General features: G+C 66.0%; 1 protein-coding gene. It reads right to left on the bottom strand.

The features are described from left to right. Positions 1-8: 8 nt before the first annotated feature. The gene (locus AB0362_RS12070) at positions 9-20894 is read right to left on the bottom strand and encodes a non-ribosomal peptide synthase/polyketide synthase (protein WP_366235635.1); all 20886 of its coding nucleotides are present in this window, start codon (positions 20892-20894) and stop codon (positions 9-11) included. Between the last annotated feature and the right edge of the window lie 96 nt (positions 20895-20990).

Below are 20990 nucleotides of genomic sequence, written 5' to 3'. Positions count from 1 at the left end.
GGCATTCGTCACGACGACGCGATCACCGACTCCGCCCGTTCGATCAACGATGCCAGAGCGGTGTTCAGCCCCTCCGCACCGAGGGCGGGCAAGATCCCCGGAACCAGTGCCGACAGAGTGACCGTCACCAGAGCCTGCGGCTTCATCGCCGAGCCCATCGTTGCCGACATCTGAGCCAGTTTGGCGTGCAGAGCAGCAAAATCGACCGTCGTCGACTCGTGTTCGAGTGCCACCGCATCGGGTGCGACGGCCGCTGCGCGGGCAACGAGATCGGGCAGATCGTCCACCGTCTTGGGCTTGGTTCGCGGTGCGAACTCCGCCTTCTCCTCCTCGGAGAGGATGTCGATGGACCGCAGCACCACATCCGGATCCGAGACCACGGCGTTCAGAATCCGCAGCAGCCGATCTGCGAACGTCGCGATCGACGACTCGTCGAGGATCGCCGTCGCGTAGGTGAACGTCGCCTCGATGTCGCGCAGTGCTCCGGTGTCGTCGAATCGTTCGACGGCGGTCAGCTGCAGATCGAACTTGGCCTGGTCGTCGCCCGCGGGCAAGGCCTGTACGTGCAGACCCGGCAACTCGAACGATCCGGTCACGTGGTTCTGGAACGTCAGCATCGCCTGGAACAGCGGAGTGTAAGCACTCGACCGCGCCCGGCCCAGTGCGTCGACGAGCCGCTCGAACGGGACGTCCGCGTGACCGAACGCAGCCAGATCCTTGTCCTTGGCCTGCCGCAGCAGCTCGGCGAACGTGCCGCTCTGATCGAGTCGAGTTCGCAACACGAGGGTGTTGACGAACATGCCGACGAGCTCGTCGAGTTGCTGTTCACCGCGACCGGCAGTGGGTGTGCCGATGCTGATGTCGGAGGAGTTGCTCAACCTCGAGAGCAGCACGGCGAAGGCACTGTGCACCACCATGAACGTCGTCGCCGAGTGTTCGCGAGCGATCTTCTCGATCGCCGATGCGATGTCGGTGCCGAACGAGAATTCGTACGACGCACCCTGCATCGTCGGGCGAGGCGGTCGCGGCCGATCCAGCGGGAGCGCCAACTGTTCGGGCGCTCCTGCCAACTCGGTCGTCCAATACGCCAGTTGCTTCGCGAGTGGACTCTCGGGATCATCCTCGCTGCCGAGCACGTCACGCTGCCACAGCGCGAAGTCGGCGTACTGGACCGGCAGCGGAGTCCATGCCGGCATCTCCCCCGCAATCCGAGCGGTGTACGCCACCATGACATCGCGGATCAGCGGACCCATCGAGAAACCGTCGGCAGCAATGTGGTGTGCCACCACGGCGAGCACGTGCTCGTTGTCGGCGACCTGCAGCAACGCAGCGCGCACCGGAACCGACTTCGTGACGTCGAACCCGGCACCGAGGGTCTCGGTCAGGCGGGAGATCACTGCATCCGGTTCCACCCGCTCGGGCGTCAGATCGACCCCTACCTCGGCGACGGAAACGATCTGCTGCACCGGCCCGTCCACAGAATCGGGGTACGCCGTGCGCAGAATTTCGTGGCGCCCCAGAACGTCGTCGAATGCCCCACGCAGGGAGTCGACGTCGAGTGCGCCGGTCAGCCGGACCGCGACAGGAATGTTGTACGCCGAGGAACCGGGGTCGATCCGGTTGATCGTCCACATTCTTTCCTGAGCGATCGAGAGTGGAAGCAGATCGGGTCGCTCACGAACGGTCAGTTCTCGGCGCGCACCGCCGCCGACGAGCGGGGCGATGTGGGCGGCCAGGCCTGCGACGGTGGACGCCGCGAACACTGCTCGCACCGGAATCTGGGCGTCGAGAGCCTGTCCCAGCCGCGAGACCAATTGCGTTGCGACCAAAGAGTTTCCACCGCGCGCGAAGAAATCGTCGTCGAGTCCGGCACGGTCCAGACCGAGCAGTTCCGCCACGGTGGCCGCGACGATCTCTTCGACCGGAGTGACCGGAGCGCGGAACTCGGCAACCTCGAACTGCGGTGCCGGAAGTGCCCGTCGATCCAGTTTGCCGTTGGCGTTGAGCGGAAGGGCATCGAGGACGACGAACGCTGCCGGAACCATGTACGACGGCACGGCGCGGGCGAGTTCGGCTTCGACACTCGCCACGTCGAGTACTGCTCCGGACGTACCGACGACGTAGGCAACCAGCTGGTCCCCCATCGATTCGCCGGTGTGCACCACGACGGCGGTGTCGGCCACCGTCGCCTGTGTGCGCAGGGCTGCCTCGATCTCACCGAGCTCGATGCGGAAGCCGCGAATCTTGACCTGGAAGTCGGCGCGCTCGATGTATTCGAGGCGGGCCGCGCCAGGTGCTCCGTCGACGACCGGAACCCGCCAGCGCACGAGGTCGCCCGTGCGATACATCCGCATTCCGTTCGCGTCGAACGGATTCGCCACGAACCGTTCGGCGGTGAGGTCCGCACGCCCGAAATATCCTCGCGCCAGCTGTGCACCGGCGAGATACAGCTCTCCCGTGACTCCGGCAGGAACCGGATGAAGGCGCGAGTCCAGCACGAACACGGCGGTGTTGGCCTCGGGCACGCCGATCGGCACGGTGACGGTGTCGGCATCGGTGACCGGATGCGAGGTCACCGACACCGCAGCCTCGGTCGGACCGTAGAGGTTGAACAGCTCGGCGGAACCGTTGTGCCGCCGGAAGTCCTGTGCCACCGCTGCGGGTAGTGCTTCACCGATGGCCAGGACACGTCGCAGATCGGGTGACAGCTCGCCCGCGGCAACGGTGCCGAGCATCGACAACATCGACGGCACCAGATGCAACGTCGTCACCGCGTGCCGACGGATCAGCGTGAGCAGGTAGTCGGGATCGCGATGACCCTCCGGGTTCGCGATGACGAGTCGCCCACCCGAGGTCAGTTGCGACCAGAACTCCCACACCGACAGGTCGAACGTCGCTGCGGTCTTGAGCAGAGACGCATCGGTCTCGTCGAGGCCGTACTCCGCGCGCAGCCAGTTCAACTGGTTCACCACTGCGCCGTGCGAGACCGCCACGCCCTTGGGCCGGCCGGTGGAGCCGGACGTGAAGATGACGTAGGCCGTGGTGTCGGCGGAGAGTTCACCGCAGCGCTCGGAGGTCTCGACCGGCGCGGACGAGTAGACCTCGAGATCGAGTTGCGCCAGATCGACGACCGTTGCTGCAGAGGAGATCTCCGGGCCGACAGCGCCGGATGTCAGTACGCACAGCGGAGCTGCGGTCTCCAACACGAGCGCGTTGCGCTCGGCCGGCTGATCCGGATCGATCGGAACGTAGGCACCTCCGGCCACGGAGACGGCGTACATGCCGACGAGCAGATCCACCGAACGCCGAATGGCAAGCCCCACCGGCACTTCGGGTCCGACACCCAGACCGATCAGATGACGGGCCAGACGCGACACCCCCTCGGAGAACTCGCCGTACGTCAGTGTGCCGTCGTCGTGCACGAGTGCAACGGCGTCACCGTTGCGCGCTGCCGAGCCCGCGAACAGATCGGCGAGCGTGGTGCCATCTGCCGAATCGAACTCGCGGTCGGTGTCGTTCCATTCCTCGACGATGGCGGGCAGCTCACCGTCGAGGAACAGATCGAGATCGCCGATCGGGGTCGACGGTGCCGCTGTGACAGCGTCGAGCACGGCCTCGAACCGGGCTACGAGCGAACGCGCGGTGCGCTCGTCGAACAGGTCGGTCGCGTAGGTCAACAACGCATCGGCCCCGCCCGACGACTCGTCGCCGCTCGATGCGTCGGAGACGATCAGATGTAGGTCGAACTGCGACGTTCCGGTCTCGGTGTCCAGGGCCGAGATGTCCAGTCCGTCGAGCTCGAATTCTCGGCGCGCGAAGTTCTGGAACGAGAAGCCGACCTGGAACAGCGGGTGACGCGCCGTCGACCGGGTGGGGTTGACGACCTCGACGAGCCGCTCGAACGGTATGTCGGAGTTGGCGAAAGCCTGCAGATCGGTTTCCCGAGCCGCGTCGAGGAGGTCCTCGAAGCTCGCTCCGCCCGCCACGTCGAGCCGCAGCACCAACGTGTTCACGAACATCCCGACGAGGTTCTCGATCTCCGCTTCGCCGCGACCAGCGATCGGAGTCCCGACGACGATGTCCGACGACCCCGACATGCGCGAGAGCAGCACGGCGAACGCCGCGTGCACGGCCATGAACACCGTCGCGTTGCGTGCGCGTGCCAGTTCGGTCAGTCGAGCGTGCGCGGCTGCGTCGATCCGGAAGTCGACGCGGCTGCCCCGGAAGGTCTGCTCGGCCGGTCGCGGGCGATCGAGCGGTAGTTCGATCTGCTCGGGCAGCTCGGCCAGAGCGCTTCCCCAGTACCGAATCTGCTGCGCAGCAATCGATTCCGAATCCTCCTCGGATCCGAGAACCTGGCGTTGCCACAGCGCGTAGTCGGCGTACTGCACCGGCAACGGTGCCCACGCCGGATCGGAACCACGGGTGCGCGCGGCGTATGCGGTCATGACGTCGGTGGACAACGGCATCACCGACAGACCGTCGGCGCTGATGTGGTGGATGACCATGCCGAGTACGAATTCGGTGTTCGAGACTCGGAAGAGTGCGGTCTTCAGCGGAACCTGGGTGGTGACGTCGAACGTCGCCGACAGGAGCTCCAGAACCCGCGCGGTCACCGACTCCGCGTCGGTGTCGATCACCTCGAGAGTGGTGGGCACCTGGGACATCGGCACGATCACCTGATGCGGGCCTTCGGGTGAATCCGGGTAGACCGATCGCAGAGTCTCGTGACGTTCGATCACGTCGGAGACGGCACGCTGCAACGCGTCGACGTCGAGACGCCCGCTGAGCCGAAGCGCGAACGGGATGTTGTACGCCGTGGACTCGGAATCGAAGCGGTTGAGGAACCACATCCGCTGCTGCGCGAGCGAGAGCGGCACTCGGCTCGGTCGCGTCGATGCCACCAGCGCCGGACGCGCGCCTGCGCCCGAACCCTGCTCGACCCGCGCTGCCAGAGCCGCGACGGTCGGGGCTTCGAACAGTGCGCGGACGGGGACAGTGGTGTCCGCTGCGGCACCCAGCCTGGACACCACTTGCGTTGCCACCAGCGAATTGCCGCCGAGCTCGAAGAAGTCGTCGTCGAGACCGACGCGCTCGACGCCGAGAACGTCGGCGAACACGTCAGCGACCATTTCCTCCACCGGAGTGGTCGGTGGTCGGAACTCACGTGTGCGCGCGGCCGGCTCGGGCAGCGCTCGTCGGTCCAGTTTTCCGTTGCCGGTCAACGGAATCGCGTCGAGAACCACGAACGCCGAGGGCACCATGTACTCGGGAAGGTGCTCCCCGATCGCTGTCCAGACGACGTCGATGTCGACGGTCGACTCGGCCGCGGGCACGACATAGGCAACCAGGCGTGCGGCACCGGGAGTGTCCTCGCGCACGATCACCGCGGCCTGCCCGACGGTAGGAGCGGTGGCGACGGCGGATTCGACCTCGCCCAGCTCGATTCGGAAACCGCGGATCTTGACCTGATCGTCGGCGCGACCGACGAATTCGAGTTCGCCATCGGTCGACCACCGTGCCACGTCGCCGGTGCGGTACAGGACCGATCCGTCGCCTGCGAAAGGATCGGCGACGAACCTCGTTGCGCTCAGTCCGGCTCGCCCGAGATACCCGCGCGCGACCTGACCACCGGAGACGTACATCTCCCCCGGCACGCCTGCTGGCACCAGGGACAGTCGCGAATCCAGTACGTACACCGAGAGCCCGGAGATGGCGCGTCCCACCAGAGATCCCGAAGCCTGCGCTGCGGACTGCGCGTCCACGACGCGGTGCGAGACGTGGACGGTGGTTTCGGTGATGCCGTACATGTTGACCAGTTGCGGGGATTCGTCGCCGTGACGATCGAACCAACCGGCCAGTCGTCGCAGTTCGAGCGCCTCGCCACCGAACACGATGTACCGCAACGAATAGTCGCCTGTCGAGCCTGCGGTCCGATCGACCTGATCGAGCTGGTAGAACGCCGACGGAGTCTGGTTGAGAACGGTGACACGCTCACGAACGAGCAGCTCTCGCAATGCTTCCGGCGACCTGGAGGTGAAGTAGTCGACCACGACGACGCTGCCGCCGGTGGTGAGCGGGCCCCACAGTTCCCACACCGAGAAGTCGAACGCGAACGAGTGGAACAGCGTCCACACGTCGCCTCGACCGAAGTCGAAGTGCCGCTCGGTGTTCGCCAACAGCCGTACGACGTTGCGATGCGGAACGAGCACGCCCTTGGGCTTGCCCGTCGAGCCCGAGGTGTAGATCACGTACGCCGTCGCAGCCGCGGTCGCCGGAATCGGATCGGCCACCGACACGTCGCCCGCGATCGAGGCGGTGTCGATATCGATCCGGGGAAGCGCGGCGGGTAGCTCCACGTCCACACCGGTCCACGTCAGGACGGCCACCGGACGAGAATCGGTGAGTACGAACTCGATACGGTCGGCCGGGTAGGACGGATCGATCGGAACGTAGGCACCGCCGGCTTTGAGCACCGCGAGCAGTGCCACGACGAGATCGGCGGTACGCGGCAGCACGACGGCCACCAGCGACTCCGGCCCGACTCCCTGGCCGGCGAGAATTCTCGCCAGTGCCGTCGAGGACTCGTCGATCTCTCGGTAACTCCTGGTGGCACCCTCGAACACCACTGCGGGAGCGTCCGGGTCCTCGGCCACCCGAGCGGCGAAGAGATCGACGATCGTGTCGAGCGAATCGGCAACGGCAGGCGCGTCCTGGGCGAGTGCGAGAACACGGCCGCGTTCGGCGTCGTCCATCACAGGGACGTCGCCGATTCGCTGACCAGGATTGCTTGCCACGGACTCGAGGACGCGGATCAGGCGTTCCCCGATCACACGCGCTGTGCTGTCGTCGTACAGGTCGCGAGCAAAGGTGACGTCGACGGTCATGCCGCCGTCGACGTGGTTCTCGGTGAACGTGAACTGAACGTCGAACTTGGCCGTCTCGACGTCGAGATCGACTCCGCGCACGCTCAGTCCGGGGAGCTCGAGCTCGGTCTGCTCCATGTTCTGCACGGTGAGCATCACCTGGACGAGCGGGTGCCGAGCCGCCGACCGCGGTGGGTCGAGTACCTCGACGAGCCGCTCGAACGGCACCTCGGCATGGGCGAACGCCGACAGGTCGGTCTCGCGTGCCCGAGCCAGCAGCTCGGTGAACGCGCCGCCGTGATCGATGTCGGTCCGCAGTACCAGCGTGTTGACGAACATTCCGATGACGTCGTCGAGCGCGGCCTCACCGCGTCCTGCGACCGGAGTACCGATCGCGATGTCGGTCTCACCGGACAGCCGGGCCAACAGCACGGCGAGCGAGGAGTGCAACACCATGAACAGTGAGCTCTGGTTGGCGCGGGCCACGTCGCCGAGGCGTCCGTGCGTGGCTGCGTCGAGGGCCAGCGTGATGTTGCCGCCGCGATACGACGACCTGTCCGGGCGGACGCGATCGCCGGGGAAGGTGACCTCGTCCGGCAGCGAGGCCAATGCCCTCGCCCAGTACCGAATCTGGTTCGAGACCGGTGACGACGGATCGTCCTCGGAACCGAGAACGGCCTGCTGCCAGAGGGTGTAGTCGACGTAGCGGACGGCGAGCGGAGCCCAATCGGGCTCGGTGCCCGCGCTCCGGGCCGCGTACGCGACCATCAGATCCCGAGTCATGGGGCCGATCGAGAAGCCGTCTGCAGCGATGTGGTGGGTGACGAACGCCAGAACGTGGTGGTCCGAGCCCAGCTCGAACAACGCAGCGCGCAACGGCGGCTCCGCGGTGACGTCGAACCCGCCCATCGCCAGCGCCGCCAGCGCCGACGGCAGTTCCGCCGTGGTGGTCGCAGCCGGTACCAGATCCGGAACCACCCGCTCCGCCGGGACGATCACCTGGGAGGCGACGCCGTCGACCTCCGGGTAGACCGTTCGCAGCGACTCGTGCCGCTCGATCACGTCGGCCACTGCTGCGCGCAGAGCGGGGATGTCGAGATCGCCACTGAGCTCGATGGCGACGGGGAGGTTCTCCGTCGCGGACTCCGGGTCGAACCGGTTGAGGAACCACATCCGGCGCTGCGCGAGCGAGAGCGGTACCAGATCCGGCAAATCGGCACGCACCAGCGGAATTCGACGGCCCGAACCCGAGAGCTCGTCGAGCCTGGCCGCCAGAGCGGACACGGTCGATGCCTCGAATATCGTCCGCACGGTCACCGTGGTGTCGAGTGCAGCGCCGATTCTCGACGCCACTCTCGTGGCGACGAGGGAGTTGCCGCCGAGCGCGAAGAACTCGTCGTCGACACCGACCACATCGATGCCGAGAACATCGCGGAAGACCTCGGCCACAACGGTTTCCGACGTGGTGGTCGGTGCACGGAACACGCGCTGCTCGATGTTCGGCTCCGGCAGAGCGCGACGATCGAGCTTGCCGTTGGGGGTCAGTGGCAGCGCATCGAGGACGACGGTCGCGGCCGGGACCATGTAGCTCGCGAGCGAACGCGACGCGAACTCCGTCAGTTCGGCGACGTCGACGGTCCCGCCGACCGTGGGTACGACGTATGCGACCAGCTGATCACCCGCGGCAACGGTCTGCCGAACCAGTACGACGGAGGATTCCACGGACGAATGCTTGCGCAGCACGGTCTCGATCTCGCCGAGTTCGATGCGCAGTCCTCGAAGCTTGACCTGGAAGTCGGTGCGGCCCAGGTACTCCAACCGTCCTGAACCGGGGGACGCCGCGCGCCAGCGCACCAGGTCACCGGTGCGGTACATGCGCGAGCCCGGTTCTCCGAACGGGTCGGGAAGGAATCGATCGGCCGTCAGGTCCGTTCGTCCGAGATATCCGCGGGCCAGTTGAACTCCGGCGAGGTACAGCTCGCCGGCAACCCCAGGAGCGACCGGAGACAGTCGAGCGTCGAGGACATACGTTCTGGTGTTCCACACGGGGACACCGATCGGGACGAGGTCGACGTCCGCCTCCGTCACTGCGTGGTAGGTGACGTCGACGGCCGCCTCGGTGGGGCCGTAGAGGTTGTGCAGAGCCACGCCCGGCAAGACGCGACGGAGCCGATCGCCGACCTCGGCGGGCAGCGCCTCTCCTGATGCGAACAGCGTCCGCAGAGAGCCGGCCGCAGGAGACGGCGCAGCCGCCACGACGGACACGAAGACCTCGAGCAACGACGGTACGAAGTGCGCTGTGGTGACCGACTGTGCCTCGATCGTCTCGAGCAGGTACTGAGGGTCGCGATGGCCGTCGGGCTTCGCGATGACCAACGTAGCGCCGATCTGCAACGGCCAGAACAGTTCCCACACCGACACGTCGAACGTGACGGGGGTCTTCTGCAGCACCACGTCGTCGGGACTCAGCTCGTACTCCGACTGCATCCACAGCAGGCGGTTGACGATCGCCTCGTGTGAGACGGCCACGCCCTTGGGCTGCCCGGTCGAACCCGAGGTGAAGATGACGTAGGCGGTGTTGGACGGTGCCAGCGCACTGATTCGGTCCGCGTCGGTGATCCGCGCATCGGAGAAGCCGGACAGATCGAGGGTGTCGATATCGAGCACCTCGTAGCCGTCGGCTTCCACCGCGTCACGTGAGGTGGTCAGCACGCAGACCGGTTCCGCGGTTCCGAGAATGTGTGCGATCCGCTCGGTCGGCTGGTCCGGATCGATCGGTACGTACGCACCGCCGGCGGCGATGATCGCGTGAATGCCGACGAGGAGTTCCACCGAGCGACGGGCAGCGATGCCCACCGCGCTCTCGGGTCCGACACCGCGGGCGATCAGGAACCGCGCCAGACGGGAGACCCGTTCCTGGAATTCGCCGTAGCCGAGCGTGTCGCCCTCGAAAATCAGTGCGGCGGAGGTCGAGTCGACCTGTCCGGCGAGCGAGGCCAACGTCTGTGCCCGGTCGAGCTCGTGCGCGGTGTCGTTCCACTCGACCAGCACCCGACTGCGTTCGACGGGCTCGAGCAGCTCGATGTCGCCGACCACGGTGGAGAGGTTGTCGGCGACGGCTTCGAGAACCGTGATCAACCGATCGCCCAGCGTGACAACCGTGGCTTCGTCGAAGAGATCGGTGGCGTAGGTGACGTCGACGGTCATGCCCTGCGGAGCACCGCTCGGTCCGATCGACTCGACGAACGTGAACTGCAGATCGAACAGCGCGACCAGCGTCTCGAAATCGACACCGGAGACCGACAGTCCCGGCAGTTCGAGATCCTTCTGTCCCAGGTTCTGGAACGCGAGTACCACCTGCACGAGGGGATGCCGAGCCGTGGATCGGGCGGGGTTGAGAATTTCGACCAGCCGCTCGAACGGTACGTCCACGTGGGCCAGAGCCGACAGATCGGTCTCGCGGGTGTCGGCGAGAACCTGGTCGAATCGCCGTGACGTGTCGATCTCGGTGCGCAACACCAGCGTGTTGACGAACATGCCGATCAAGTCGTCGAGGGCGGCCTCACCGCGACCGGCGACCGGGGTGCCGATCGCGATGTCGGCCTCGCCGGACAACCGCGACAGCAGTACGGCCAACGAGGTGTGCACCACCATGAACAGCGAGGCGTTCTCTGCTCTGGCGGCATCGATCAGCGCGCGGTGCAGATCTTCGTCGATGGAGAAGCGTACGAGCGCGCCTCGGTTCGACGCCACGACGGGCCTCGGTCGGTCGGACGGCACGTCGAGCTGATCCGGTAGGCCGGCCAGAGTGGCTGTCCAGTAGTCGATCTGCTGCGAGACGACCGACTGCGGGTCGTCCTCGGAACCGAGTACTTCGCGCTGCCAGAGGCTGTAATCGGCGTAGTCGACCGGCAGCGGAGACCAGAAGGGCTCCTGGTTCAGCGAGCGAGCCGCGTACGCGTTCATCACGTCTCGGGTGAGCGGGCCCAGCGAGAACCCGTCGGCCGCGATGTGGTGGACGACGAACACCAGCAGGTGCTCGGTGGGGCTGACCTCGAAGAGCCTGGTTCGGAAGGGCAGGTCCTTCGACAGGTCGAATCCGGTGGTCGCCAGTTCACGCAACGCATCCGCGACCTCGTGCGCGGCGATGTCGACGGGCGTCAGATCCGGTGTGGCCGTGGCTGCGTCGACGATCACCTGATGTGCGGTTCCGTCGGTCTCCGGGAACACCGTGCGCAGGGACTCCTGCCGAGCCACGACGTCCGCGACCGCGATCTGCATTGCGCGACGGTCCAGCAGACCGGACAGTCGCACGGCGATCGGGATGTTGTTGGCTGCGGATTCGACGTCGAACTTGTTCAGGAACCACATCCGCTGCTGCGCGAGCGACAACGGAATGTGTTGCGGCCGTTGCTGAGGCACCAGCGGCGGACGGCTTCCGGTGGCGACCAGTGTGCCCAACCGCGCGGCCAGATCGGCCACCGTGGAGGTGTCGAACAGCTCTCGAACCGCAATTCGAGTGTCCATGGCGACGCCCAGTCGTGACACCAGTTGTGTTGCGATGAGGGAGTTTCCGCCGAGCTCGAAGAAGTCGTCGTCGAGACCGACGCGCTCGACTCCGAGGACCTGGGCGAAGACCTCCGCAACGGTGCGTTCGATGTCGTTGGTCGGTTCCCGGTACTCGGTGACCTCGAAAGCGGGATCGGGCAGAGCCTTGCGGTCGAGCTTTCCGCTGGCACCGAGCGGAAACTCCTCGAGCACGATCAGCGTCGACGGCACCATGTACTCCGCGAGTCGAGAGCGCAGGGCACCGAGGACGGCTCCGGTCTCCACCGAGGCACCGGACGGTACGACGTACCCGACGAGTTGGTCGTTGCGGACCACGACGACTGCCTGAGAGATGGAGCGTTGTGCCAGCAATGCGGATTCGATCTCGCCGAGTTCGATGCGCAGGCCGCGCAGCTTCACCTGGAAATCCGAACGACCCACGTACTCCAGCTCGCCGTCACGGTTCCACCGCACCACGTCGCCGGTCCGATAGAGGCGCTGCCCGCCCGTTGCGAACGGATGTGCCACGAAGCGATCCGCGGTCAGGTCGGGGCGGCTCACGTAGCCGCGAGCCAGCTGTGTACCTGCGAGATAGAGCTCACCTGCGACACCGACGGGAGTGGGATTCAGCCGCGAGTCGAGCACGTACACGGCGGTGTTCCACACCGGCGCACCGATCGGCATCACGTCCGAATCCTCGTCCGTGACAGCGTGATAGGTGACGTCGACGGCGGCCTCCGTCGGACCGTAGAGGTTGTGCAGCTCGACTCCCTTCACCGCTCGGCGTAGTGCACGAGCCGTGGTGGGAGCCAGTGCCTCGCCGGATGCGAACACCAGCCGCAGTGTGGCACCCGATGCTCGGCGTCGCTCCACCTCGGGGACGAAGACAGACATCATCGACGGTACGAAGTGCACCACCGAGACATGTTCGCGCGCAATGACGTCGAGCAGATACATCGCGTCTCGGTGACCGTCCGGAACAGCGATGGCGACCGATGCGCCGTTCTGCAGAGCCCAGAAGAACTCCCACACCGAGACGTCGAAGGTCGACGGAGTCTTCTGCAGCACCACGTCGTCGGCGTTCAGCCGATACTCGTGCTGCATCCACAGCAGGCGGTTGACGATCGCCTCGTGTGAGACCCCGACACCCTTGGGGCGACCTGTCGATCCCGACGTGAAGATCACGTAGGCGATGTTCGAGGGCCGCAGCGGGGCTGCACGGTCGGCATCGGTCAACGGCGTCGAGGACAGGTCGGACACGTCGAGGGTGTCGATGTCGATCGTCTCGACGCCGGCGAACTCCACGTGATCTCGCGTGGTGGACAGCACTCGGACCGGTGCGGCCGTGGCCACGATGTATTCGTTGCGATCGGCCGGCTGCGTCGGATCGATCGGAACGTACCCGGCTCCGGCCTTGACGATCGCGTACATGCCCACGAACAGGTCGAGGCTGCGTCCGATGGCGAGCCCCACGAGGGAGTCGGGTTTGACACCGGTCGACACCAGATGTCGCGCAAGGCGATTGGCTCTCGCCGCGAACTCCGCATACGTCAGCCGCTCCCCCTCGAACACCAGAGCCGGTGCATCGGGGGTTCGGTCGACCTGACGGTCGAACAGGTCGACCAACGTCACCTGCTTCGGCACGTCGTGTTCGGTCCGGTTCCACGCCGTGACGACTCGGTCGCGCTCGCCGTCGTCGAGAAGGTCGATGTCTCCCACCGACAGCGAGGGATCTGCGACCACGGCAGTGAGCATCCGCACGAAACGTTCGGCAAATCCTCGGACCGTCGCGGCGTCGAAAAGATCGGTCGCGTAGGTCAACTCGGCTGCCATGCCCTGTCCGCGACCGTCCACTCCGATGGACTCGGTGACGGTCAGCTGCAGGTCGAACTTCGCCACCTCGGCATCGAGCGCGACGCTGTCCACCGACAGTCCGGGTAGGTCCACGTGCGTACGGGTGAGGTTCTCGAACGAGAGCATCACCTGGAACAGCGGGTGCCGAGCCTGCGACCGGGACGGGTTCAGCACCTCGACCAAGCGCTCGAACGGCAGATCGGCGTGCCCGAACGCACCGAGCGCGACCTCGCGGGCGCGGCCGATCTGCTCCGAGAACGTGCGACCCGACTCGATGTCGGTGCGCAGCACGAGGGTGTTGACGAACATGCCGACCACGTCGTCCAGGGCTGCGTCGCCGCGGCCTGCGACCGGAGTACCGATCGCGATGTCCTCGGTGCCGGACAGGCGCGCGAGCAGTACCGCCAGAGCGGCGTGCACGACCATGAACAGCGATGCGTTGTGCGTGTGGGCCAGCGAGGACAGGCCTCGGTGGACCTCGGCCGGTACCTCGAATCGGATCGACGATCCCTGGTACGACTGACGATTCGGGCGCGGCCGATCGGTCGGGAGATCCAGCTGATCGGGCAGACCGGCAAGCATGTCGGCCCAGTAGTCGACCTGACCGGAGATCAGCGAGTGCGGATCGTCCTCGGAGCCGAGAACCGAACGCTGCCACAGGCTGTAGTCGGCGTACTGCACCTCGAGCGGCATCCACGCCGGGTTCTCCCACGCGGTGCGTGAGGCGTACGCGATCATGAGGTCGCGGGCCAGTGGACCCATCGACCAGCCGTCGGCCGAGATGTGGTGCACCACCATGGCGATGACGTGCTCGCGGGGACCGATCTCGAAGAGGCGAGCCTGAATCGGAACGTTGACCGTCACGTCGAACGTCGTCGATGCCAGCGTGAAGACCTGCCGCTGGATATCGGTCGCGGACGTCGGAACCGGCATCAGGTTCGGCACCGTCTGCGCGGCGTCGAGGATGGTCTGCTGCGGGCCGGCCGCGGTGTCCGGGTAGACCGTGCGCAGCGATTCGTGGCGGTCGATGACGTCCATGATCGCCACCTGCAAGGCGGCGACGTCGAGTTCGCCGGTCAGTCTGAGTGCGAACGGAATGTTGTATGCGGTCGAATCGGCGTCGAATCGATTGAGGAACCACATACGCTGCTGCGCGAGCGAGAGCGGAATGCGCTCGGGCCGCACGGTTGCGACGAGCGCGACGCGGCCGCCCTCCCCTGCGGCCTGCTCCACCCGTACCGCGAGCAGCGCTACGGTCGATGCCTCGAACAGCATGCGCACCGGCACGGTCGCATCGAGAGCGACTCCGAGGCGCGAGACCACCTGCGTGGCGATCAGCGAGTTACCGCCGAGCTCGAAGAAGTCGTCGTCGAGACCCACGCGTTCCACGCCGAGAACGTCTGCGAAGACGTCCGCGACGATCTCCTCGATCGGTGTGGTCGGGGCGCGGAACTCGCGCACCTCGAACACCGGAGCCGGCAGTGCCCGGCGATCGAGCTTGCCGTTGACGGTCAGTGGGATCGAGTCGAGCACGACGAAAGCCGACGGCACCATGTACTCGGGAAGTACCTCTGCGATACCGGTTCTGATGTCTTCGATGTCGACGATCGGCCTGCCCTCGACCGCGGCGGACACCACGTAGGCGACCAGTCGAGCTGCACCGGGCGAGTCCTCGCGCACGACCACGGCGGCCTGGGTGACGGTGGGCTGCGCGGACACCGCCGCCTCGACCTCACCCAGTTCGATGCGGAATCCGCGAACCTTGACCTGGTCGTCGGAACGTCCGAGGTACTCGAGTTCGCCTGCGGAGTTCCACTGTGCGAGGTCACCGGTTCGGTACAGCAGCGATCCCTCGTCGGCTCCTGACGCGAACGGGTTCGCCACGAAGCGGACCGACGTCAGTTCCCGGCGACCGAGGTAACCGCGGGCGAGTTGTCCACCGGCGACGTACATTTCACCGGGCACCCCGACCGGAACCGGGTGCAGGCGAGTGTCCAGTACGAATACCCGCAGCCCGGCGATCGGCTTACCGACCACCGACGCACTGGTCTCGACGGACGCGGCATCGAGCGCACGGTACGACACGTGCACGGTCGTCTCGGTGATGCCGTACATGTTGACGAGCTGGGGCGCACTGTGCCCGTGCCGTTCGAACCAGCCGGTCAGCCGTCGTTGTTCGAGGGCTTCACCGCCGAAGATCACGTACCGCAGCACCAATTCGCCGTGCGCGGTCGCCGTCGTGCGATCGGCCTCGGAGAGCTGATAGAACGCCGACGGCGTCTGGTTGAGCACCGTGACCTGCTCGTCGACGAGCAGTCGGTGGAATGCCTCCGGCGACCGTGAGGTGAAGTAGTCGACGACGACCAACGTGCCGCCGTACAGCAACGGGCCCCACAGCTCCCACACCGAGAAGTCGAACGCGTAGGAGTGGAACATCGTCCAGACGTCGTCGGCACCGAAGCCGTAGACCGAATCGGTGTTGTCGAGCAGCCGAACGACGTTGCGATGCGGAACCATCACGCCCTTGGGACGGCCCGTCGAACCCGAGGTGTAGATGACGTAGGCGACGTTGTCGGGCCGCAGCGGAGCAGTCCGATCCTCGTCGGTGACGGGATCGTCGGACACCGAGGACAGATCGACGGTGTCGATATCGAGCAGCGCTGCGCCGGTACGTGATTCGACGTCGGACGGCAGTTCGACTCGGTCCGAGCCGGACAACAGAACGGTGGTGGGGCGAGCATCGTCGAGCATGTACTCGACCCGGTCGAGTGGGTAGCTCGGGTCGACGGGGAGGTATCCACCGCCGGCCTTGATCACCGCGACGAGCGCGACGACCAGTTCCGCCGACCGAGGAAGTGCTACGGCGACCAGGCTTTCGGGGCCGACGCCGTGCGAGACGAGAACGCGCGCAAGGCGATTGGACTGCGCATCGAACTCCGCATAGGTCATCGACGAGCCACCGAATCGCACCGCGACGGCGTCCGGGTGATTCGCGGCTGCTGCATCGAGCAGATCCACCAGGGTCAGCTCTCGTGAGACGTCGTCTCCCGAGACGTTCCACTGCGACACCACGGCACGGTGCTCCGCGGCGTCGACGATCGTGACGTCACCGACCGGCACTGTCGCGTCCGTGGTGACCGCGTCCAGAATCGCCAGGAAGCGACGCGCGAAGCTCTCGACGAGATCTTCGTCGAACAGATCCGTTGCGTACTCGAACACCGCATCGATACCCGCGGGCGCTCCGTCGTCGAGGTGCTCGGTCAGCCACAGCTGTATGTCGAATTTGGCGATGGGAACATCGAATTCGGCGGCTTCCGCGCGCAGACTGCCGACGGTGAGTTCACGAGACATCGCCGATTCGAGTGAGATCGCGACCTGGAACAGCGGGTGCCGAGACGTCGAGCGGACCGGGTTCAGCACCTCGACGAGGCGCTCGAACGGCACGTCTGCATGCGCGAACGCGGACAGATCCGTGTCACGTACGCGCGAGAGCAGATCCTCGAACGTCAACGCCGGGTCGACCTCGGTGCGCAGCACGAGCGTGTTGACGAACATGCCGACCAGGTCGTCCAGCGCGGGTTCTCCCCGACCGGCCACGGGCGCACCGATAGCGATGTCGGTGGTACCACTGAGCCGGGCGAGCAGCAGCGCGTACGCCGATTGCATGACCATGAACAGCGAGGCGTTGTTCGCTCGGGCCAGGTTCGCCAGCGAGGCATGCAGATGAGCCGGAACGTCCACCCGGAGTTTGCTGCCCGCATTCGAGGACACGGCGGGCCGTGGCCTGCTCGACGGCAGCGCCAGTTGATCGGGCAGATCTTCGAGAGTCGCGCTCCAGTAGGCGATTTCGCGAGACGCCAGAGACAGCGGATCGGTCTCGGGACCGAGCACCGCTCGCTGCCACAACGCGTAGTCGGCGTACTGGACCTCGAGAGGGGTCCACTCGGGTGCGCGCCCCTTGACGCGGCTCGAGTACGCCACCAGCACGTCCCGCGCCAGTGGGCCGAACGACGCACCGTCGGCGGCGATGTGGTGGAGCACCATCGCGAGTTCGTGTTCGGTCGGTGAGATCTCGAAGAGTGCGATGCGGAACGGTGTATCGACCGTGACGTCGAATCCCTTGGCGACCAGTTCGTGCAGCCGGCCACCCAGTTCGTCGCGTTCGATGCGGACCGGCAGGATCGTCGCCGGTGTCCGTGCGGCCGTGAGTACGACCTGTTCCGGTGAGCCGTCCACTTCGGGGTAGACGGTGCGCAGCGTTTCGTGTCGATCGACAACGTCGGCGAATGCGGCAGACAGCGCCACCACGTCCAGCGGGCCGGTCAGACGAACGGAGAACGGCAGGTTGTACGCCGCAGTGGTCGGGTCGAAGCGGTTGAGGAACCACATACGCTGTTGCGCAGGTGAGAGCGGAATACGCTCGGGGCGTTCCCGCGACTCCAGAACCGGGGTGTCCGCCCCGAGCCGGGCCGCCGATTCGGCCCTGGCCGCGAGTGCGCCGACCGTGGGAGCCTCGAACAGCTCACGGACACCGAGGCGCACACCGAGAGCGCTGCCGACTCGCGTCACCAACTGCGTGGCAATCAGAGAGTTACCACCGAGCTCGAAGAAGTCCTCGTCCAGACCGACCTTGGAGGCTCCGAGCAGATCCTCGTAGATGCCCGCGACGACGTACTCCGCTCGGCTCTGCGGAGCCCGGTACTTCTTCGCACTGCTGAACACCGGTTCCGGCAACGCTTTTCGGTCGAGCTTGCCGCTGGTGTTCAGCGGCAGGGCGTCGAGGACGACGACCGCTGCAGGCACCATGTACGACGGTAGGGCGTGACCGGCGAACTCGATCGCCGCGGCCGACTCGATGGATCGTCCGGGAGCGGCGACCACATACGCCACCAACTGATCACCGGTGACCGTCTGGACCACCAACACCACTGCCTGCGAGATGGATTCGTTGGAGAGCAGAACCGTTTCGATCTCACCGAGCTCGATGCGTTGGCCGCGGAACTTGACCTGGAAATCGGTTCGTCCGATGTAGTCCAGCACTCCGTCGCTACGCCAGCGCACGAGGTCACCGGTGCGGTACATCCGCTCGCCGCCGGTGCCGAAGGGGTTGGCGACGAAGCGATCCGAGCTCAGATCCGGTCGGCCCACGTAGCCGCGCGCCAACTGGACTCCGGCAAGGTAGAGCTCGCCCGATTCGCCGATCGGGGTGGGCCGCAGCCGACCGTCGAGAACGAAGGCCCTGGTGTTCCACTCGGGGACACCGATCGGAACGGTGCGGGTGTCCTCCGGTCCGCTGGGGTGATAGGTGACCGAGACCGCGGCCTCGGTGGGGCCGTAGAGATTGTGCAGCCCCGCCGAGCACAGCGCGCGGAACGACGCTGCTGTCTCGACCGGCAGTGCCTCACCGATGACGAACACGTGGCGCAGCGAACTGCAGGTGCCCATCGGCGCGTTGGCCACGAACACCGTCAGCATCGACGGCACGAAATCGGTGATCGTGACCCGATGTTCGGCGATCTTGTTGGCCACGTAGACCGAGTCTCGATGCCCGTCGGGGGTGGCGAGCACCATCGTCGCGCCGACGCGCAGCGGCAGGAAGAATCCCCAGAGCGAGACGTCGAAGGTGGTGGCCGTCTTCTGCAGATAGACGTCGGATGCGTCCATCGGATACTCCGAGAGCATCCACTCCATCTGGTTGTGGATGGCCGCGTGTTCGACCGCGACACCCTTCGGTCGTCCGGTGGAACCGGAGGTGTAGATCACGTACGCAGTATTCGAAAGTCGAAGTGGCGCAGTGCGTTCGACATCCCGAACGGGTGCCGTGGACCTCGCGGCACAGTCGACGAGATCGACCGCAACCGTCTCGGTTCCCTCGGGCAGCGCCACGTCGTCGCGGGAGGAGATCAGCACGCACCGCGGCTGCGCGGAATCCAGAATGTAGGCCGTGCGATCCGCGGGGTGGTCGGGGTCGATCGGCACCCAGGCACCGCCCGCCGCGACGATCGCGTACATGCCGACGACGAGGTCGAAAGAACGGCGAATCGACAGTCCGACGAGCGTCTCGGGACCCACACCCATGTCGATCAGGTGGCGGGCGAGGCCGTTCACGCGCGCCGAGAGGTCACCGTAGGTCAGCGCCTCGCCCTCGTACACCAGGGCTGTCGCATCCGGGTTCGCGGCCGCGGCTGCCTCGAATGCAGAGAGCAGAGTCCGTGGTTCGGTCTCGTGCTCGGTGTCGTTCCACCGGTCCACGACCTGCTCGCGTTCGAGACCGTCCGTCAGTGCCAGATCCCATACCGCGTCCTTCGGTCCCGACGCCACGAAACGGGCGAAGAAATCGACGAAGCGTTCGTGGTTCCGGCCGGCTTGTTCCGGTCCGTACAGATTGGGGTTGGACTCGAAGTCGATGTGCGTGGTGGACCCGGCGACGCTGGTGTAGAGATTGAGCCCGAAATCCTCGATGAGGCCGGTCGAGAGAATGTTGATGCCGCCGACCATCGAACCGAGGCGCACCTCACCGAAGAACAGCATGATGTTGACCCACGGGCCGAAGAACGAGGCCTGACCACTGGCCGAGCCTGCATCGCGCCGGATGTCCTCGTGCCGGTAACGCTGGTGGCGCAGGGCCCCGGAGACCTCGGCGTTGACGCGCGCGAAGAGGGTCTCGACGGTGGTGTCTCCCGACACGTCGAGCCGCAGGGGAACGACGTTGGAAACCATGCCGCCGGAACGGCGAAGTACAGCGGTGGTGCGTGCGGTGACCGGCAGCGACAGTACGACGTCTTCTCGTCCGGTCATCTGGGCGAGGTAGGCAGCGAAGCCGGCGATGACGATGGTTGCCATCGTCGTGTCCGTCTCGGCACGAAGAGCCTCGAGCCGTTCCATCGTCTCGGTGGACAGAGCTGTGCTGTCGATCTGGCTCTTCGCTGCGGGCGGAGCCGTGTGCCCGGCGAGAGTGGTGACTCCGTCGATGCCGTCGATGCGTGACGCCCAGTATTCGCGGTCGGCCTCGAAACGGGTCGAATCACGGTATGCCACGTCGATGTCGTAGACCTTGGTCAGGTCCGATGCCAGGTTCTTGCTCGGCTCGGTGCCCTCCACCGCTGCGGTGTACAGCTCCGCCGCACGGTTCATGAACGTGACGGCACCGAAACCGTCGAGCACCACGTGATGCACGCGCTCGTACCAGAACCACACGTCGTCCTCGAGGCGCAGGACGGTTGCAGCGATGAGTCGGTCGCGGAGAATGTCGATCGGCGCGCTGTAGTCACCGTGCATCCACGCCAGGGCGGCTGCCCGCGGATCGGTCTCACCGCGCAGATCGAGGTAGTTCAGAGAGTCGTCGAGAGTGGGGTCGACGATCTGCCGGGGCTCGGCGTCGACCTCGACGATGCGCACGAATCCGGATTGCAGTTCGAGTGCCGCCTGCGAGGATGCTCGGCGAAGCAGCTCCACGTCGAGGTCGCCGTGAAGTTCGATGTACTGGGCGATGTTCGCGGGTACCGAGGGGTCCACGTGCTGCGCGAACCACATTCCCAATTGGGCCGGTGACAGTGGGAACGACGAATGCTCGGAACTGCCGACTCCGTCGTCGTGTCCAGCACCTTCCACACCTAGCGGGTCCAATCGAAGCCTCTCTTTCCCACAATCACACGCGCCCCCACCGGCTGCCACACGGGCAGCGATCGGCAGGCACCGAACACATCGAGCAAGTTGCTTACT

Source organism: Rhodococcus sp. NPDC079359 (assembly GCF_040702585.1).
GTDB lineage: Bacteria > Actinomycetota > Actinomycetes > Mycobacteriales > Mycobacteriaceae > Rhodococcoides.
Note: the sequence above shows the minus strand (reverse complement) of the source record. Positions and strands in the feature narration are given on the sequence as shown.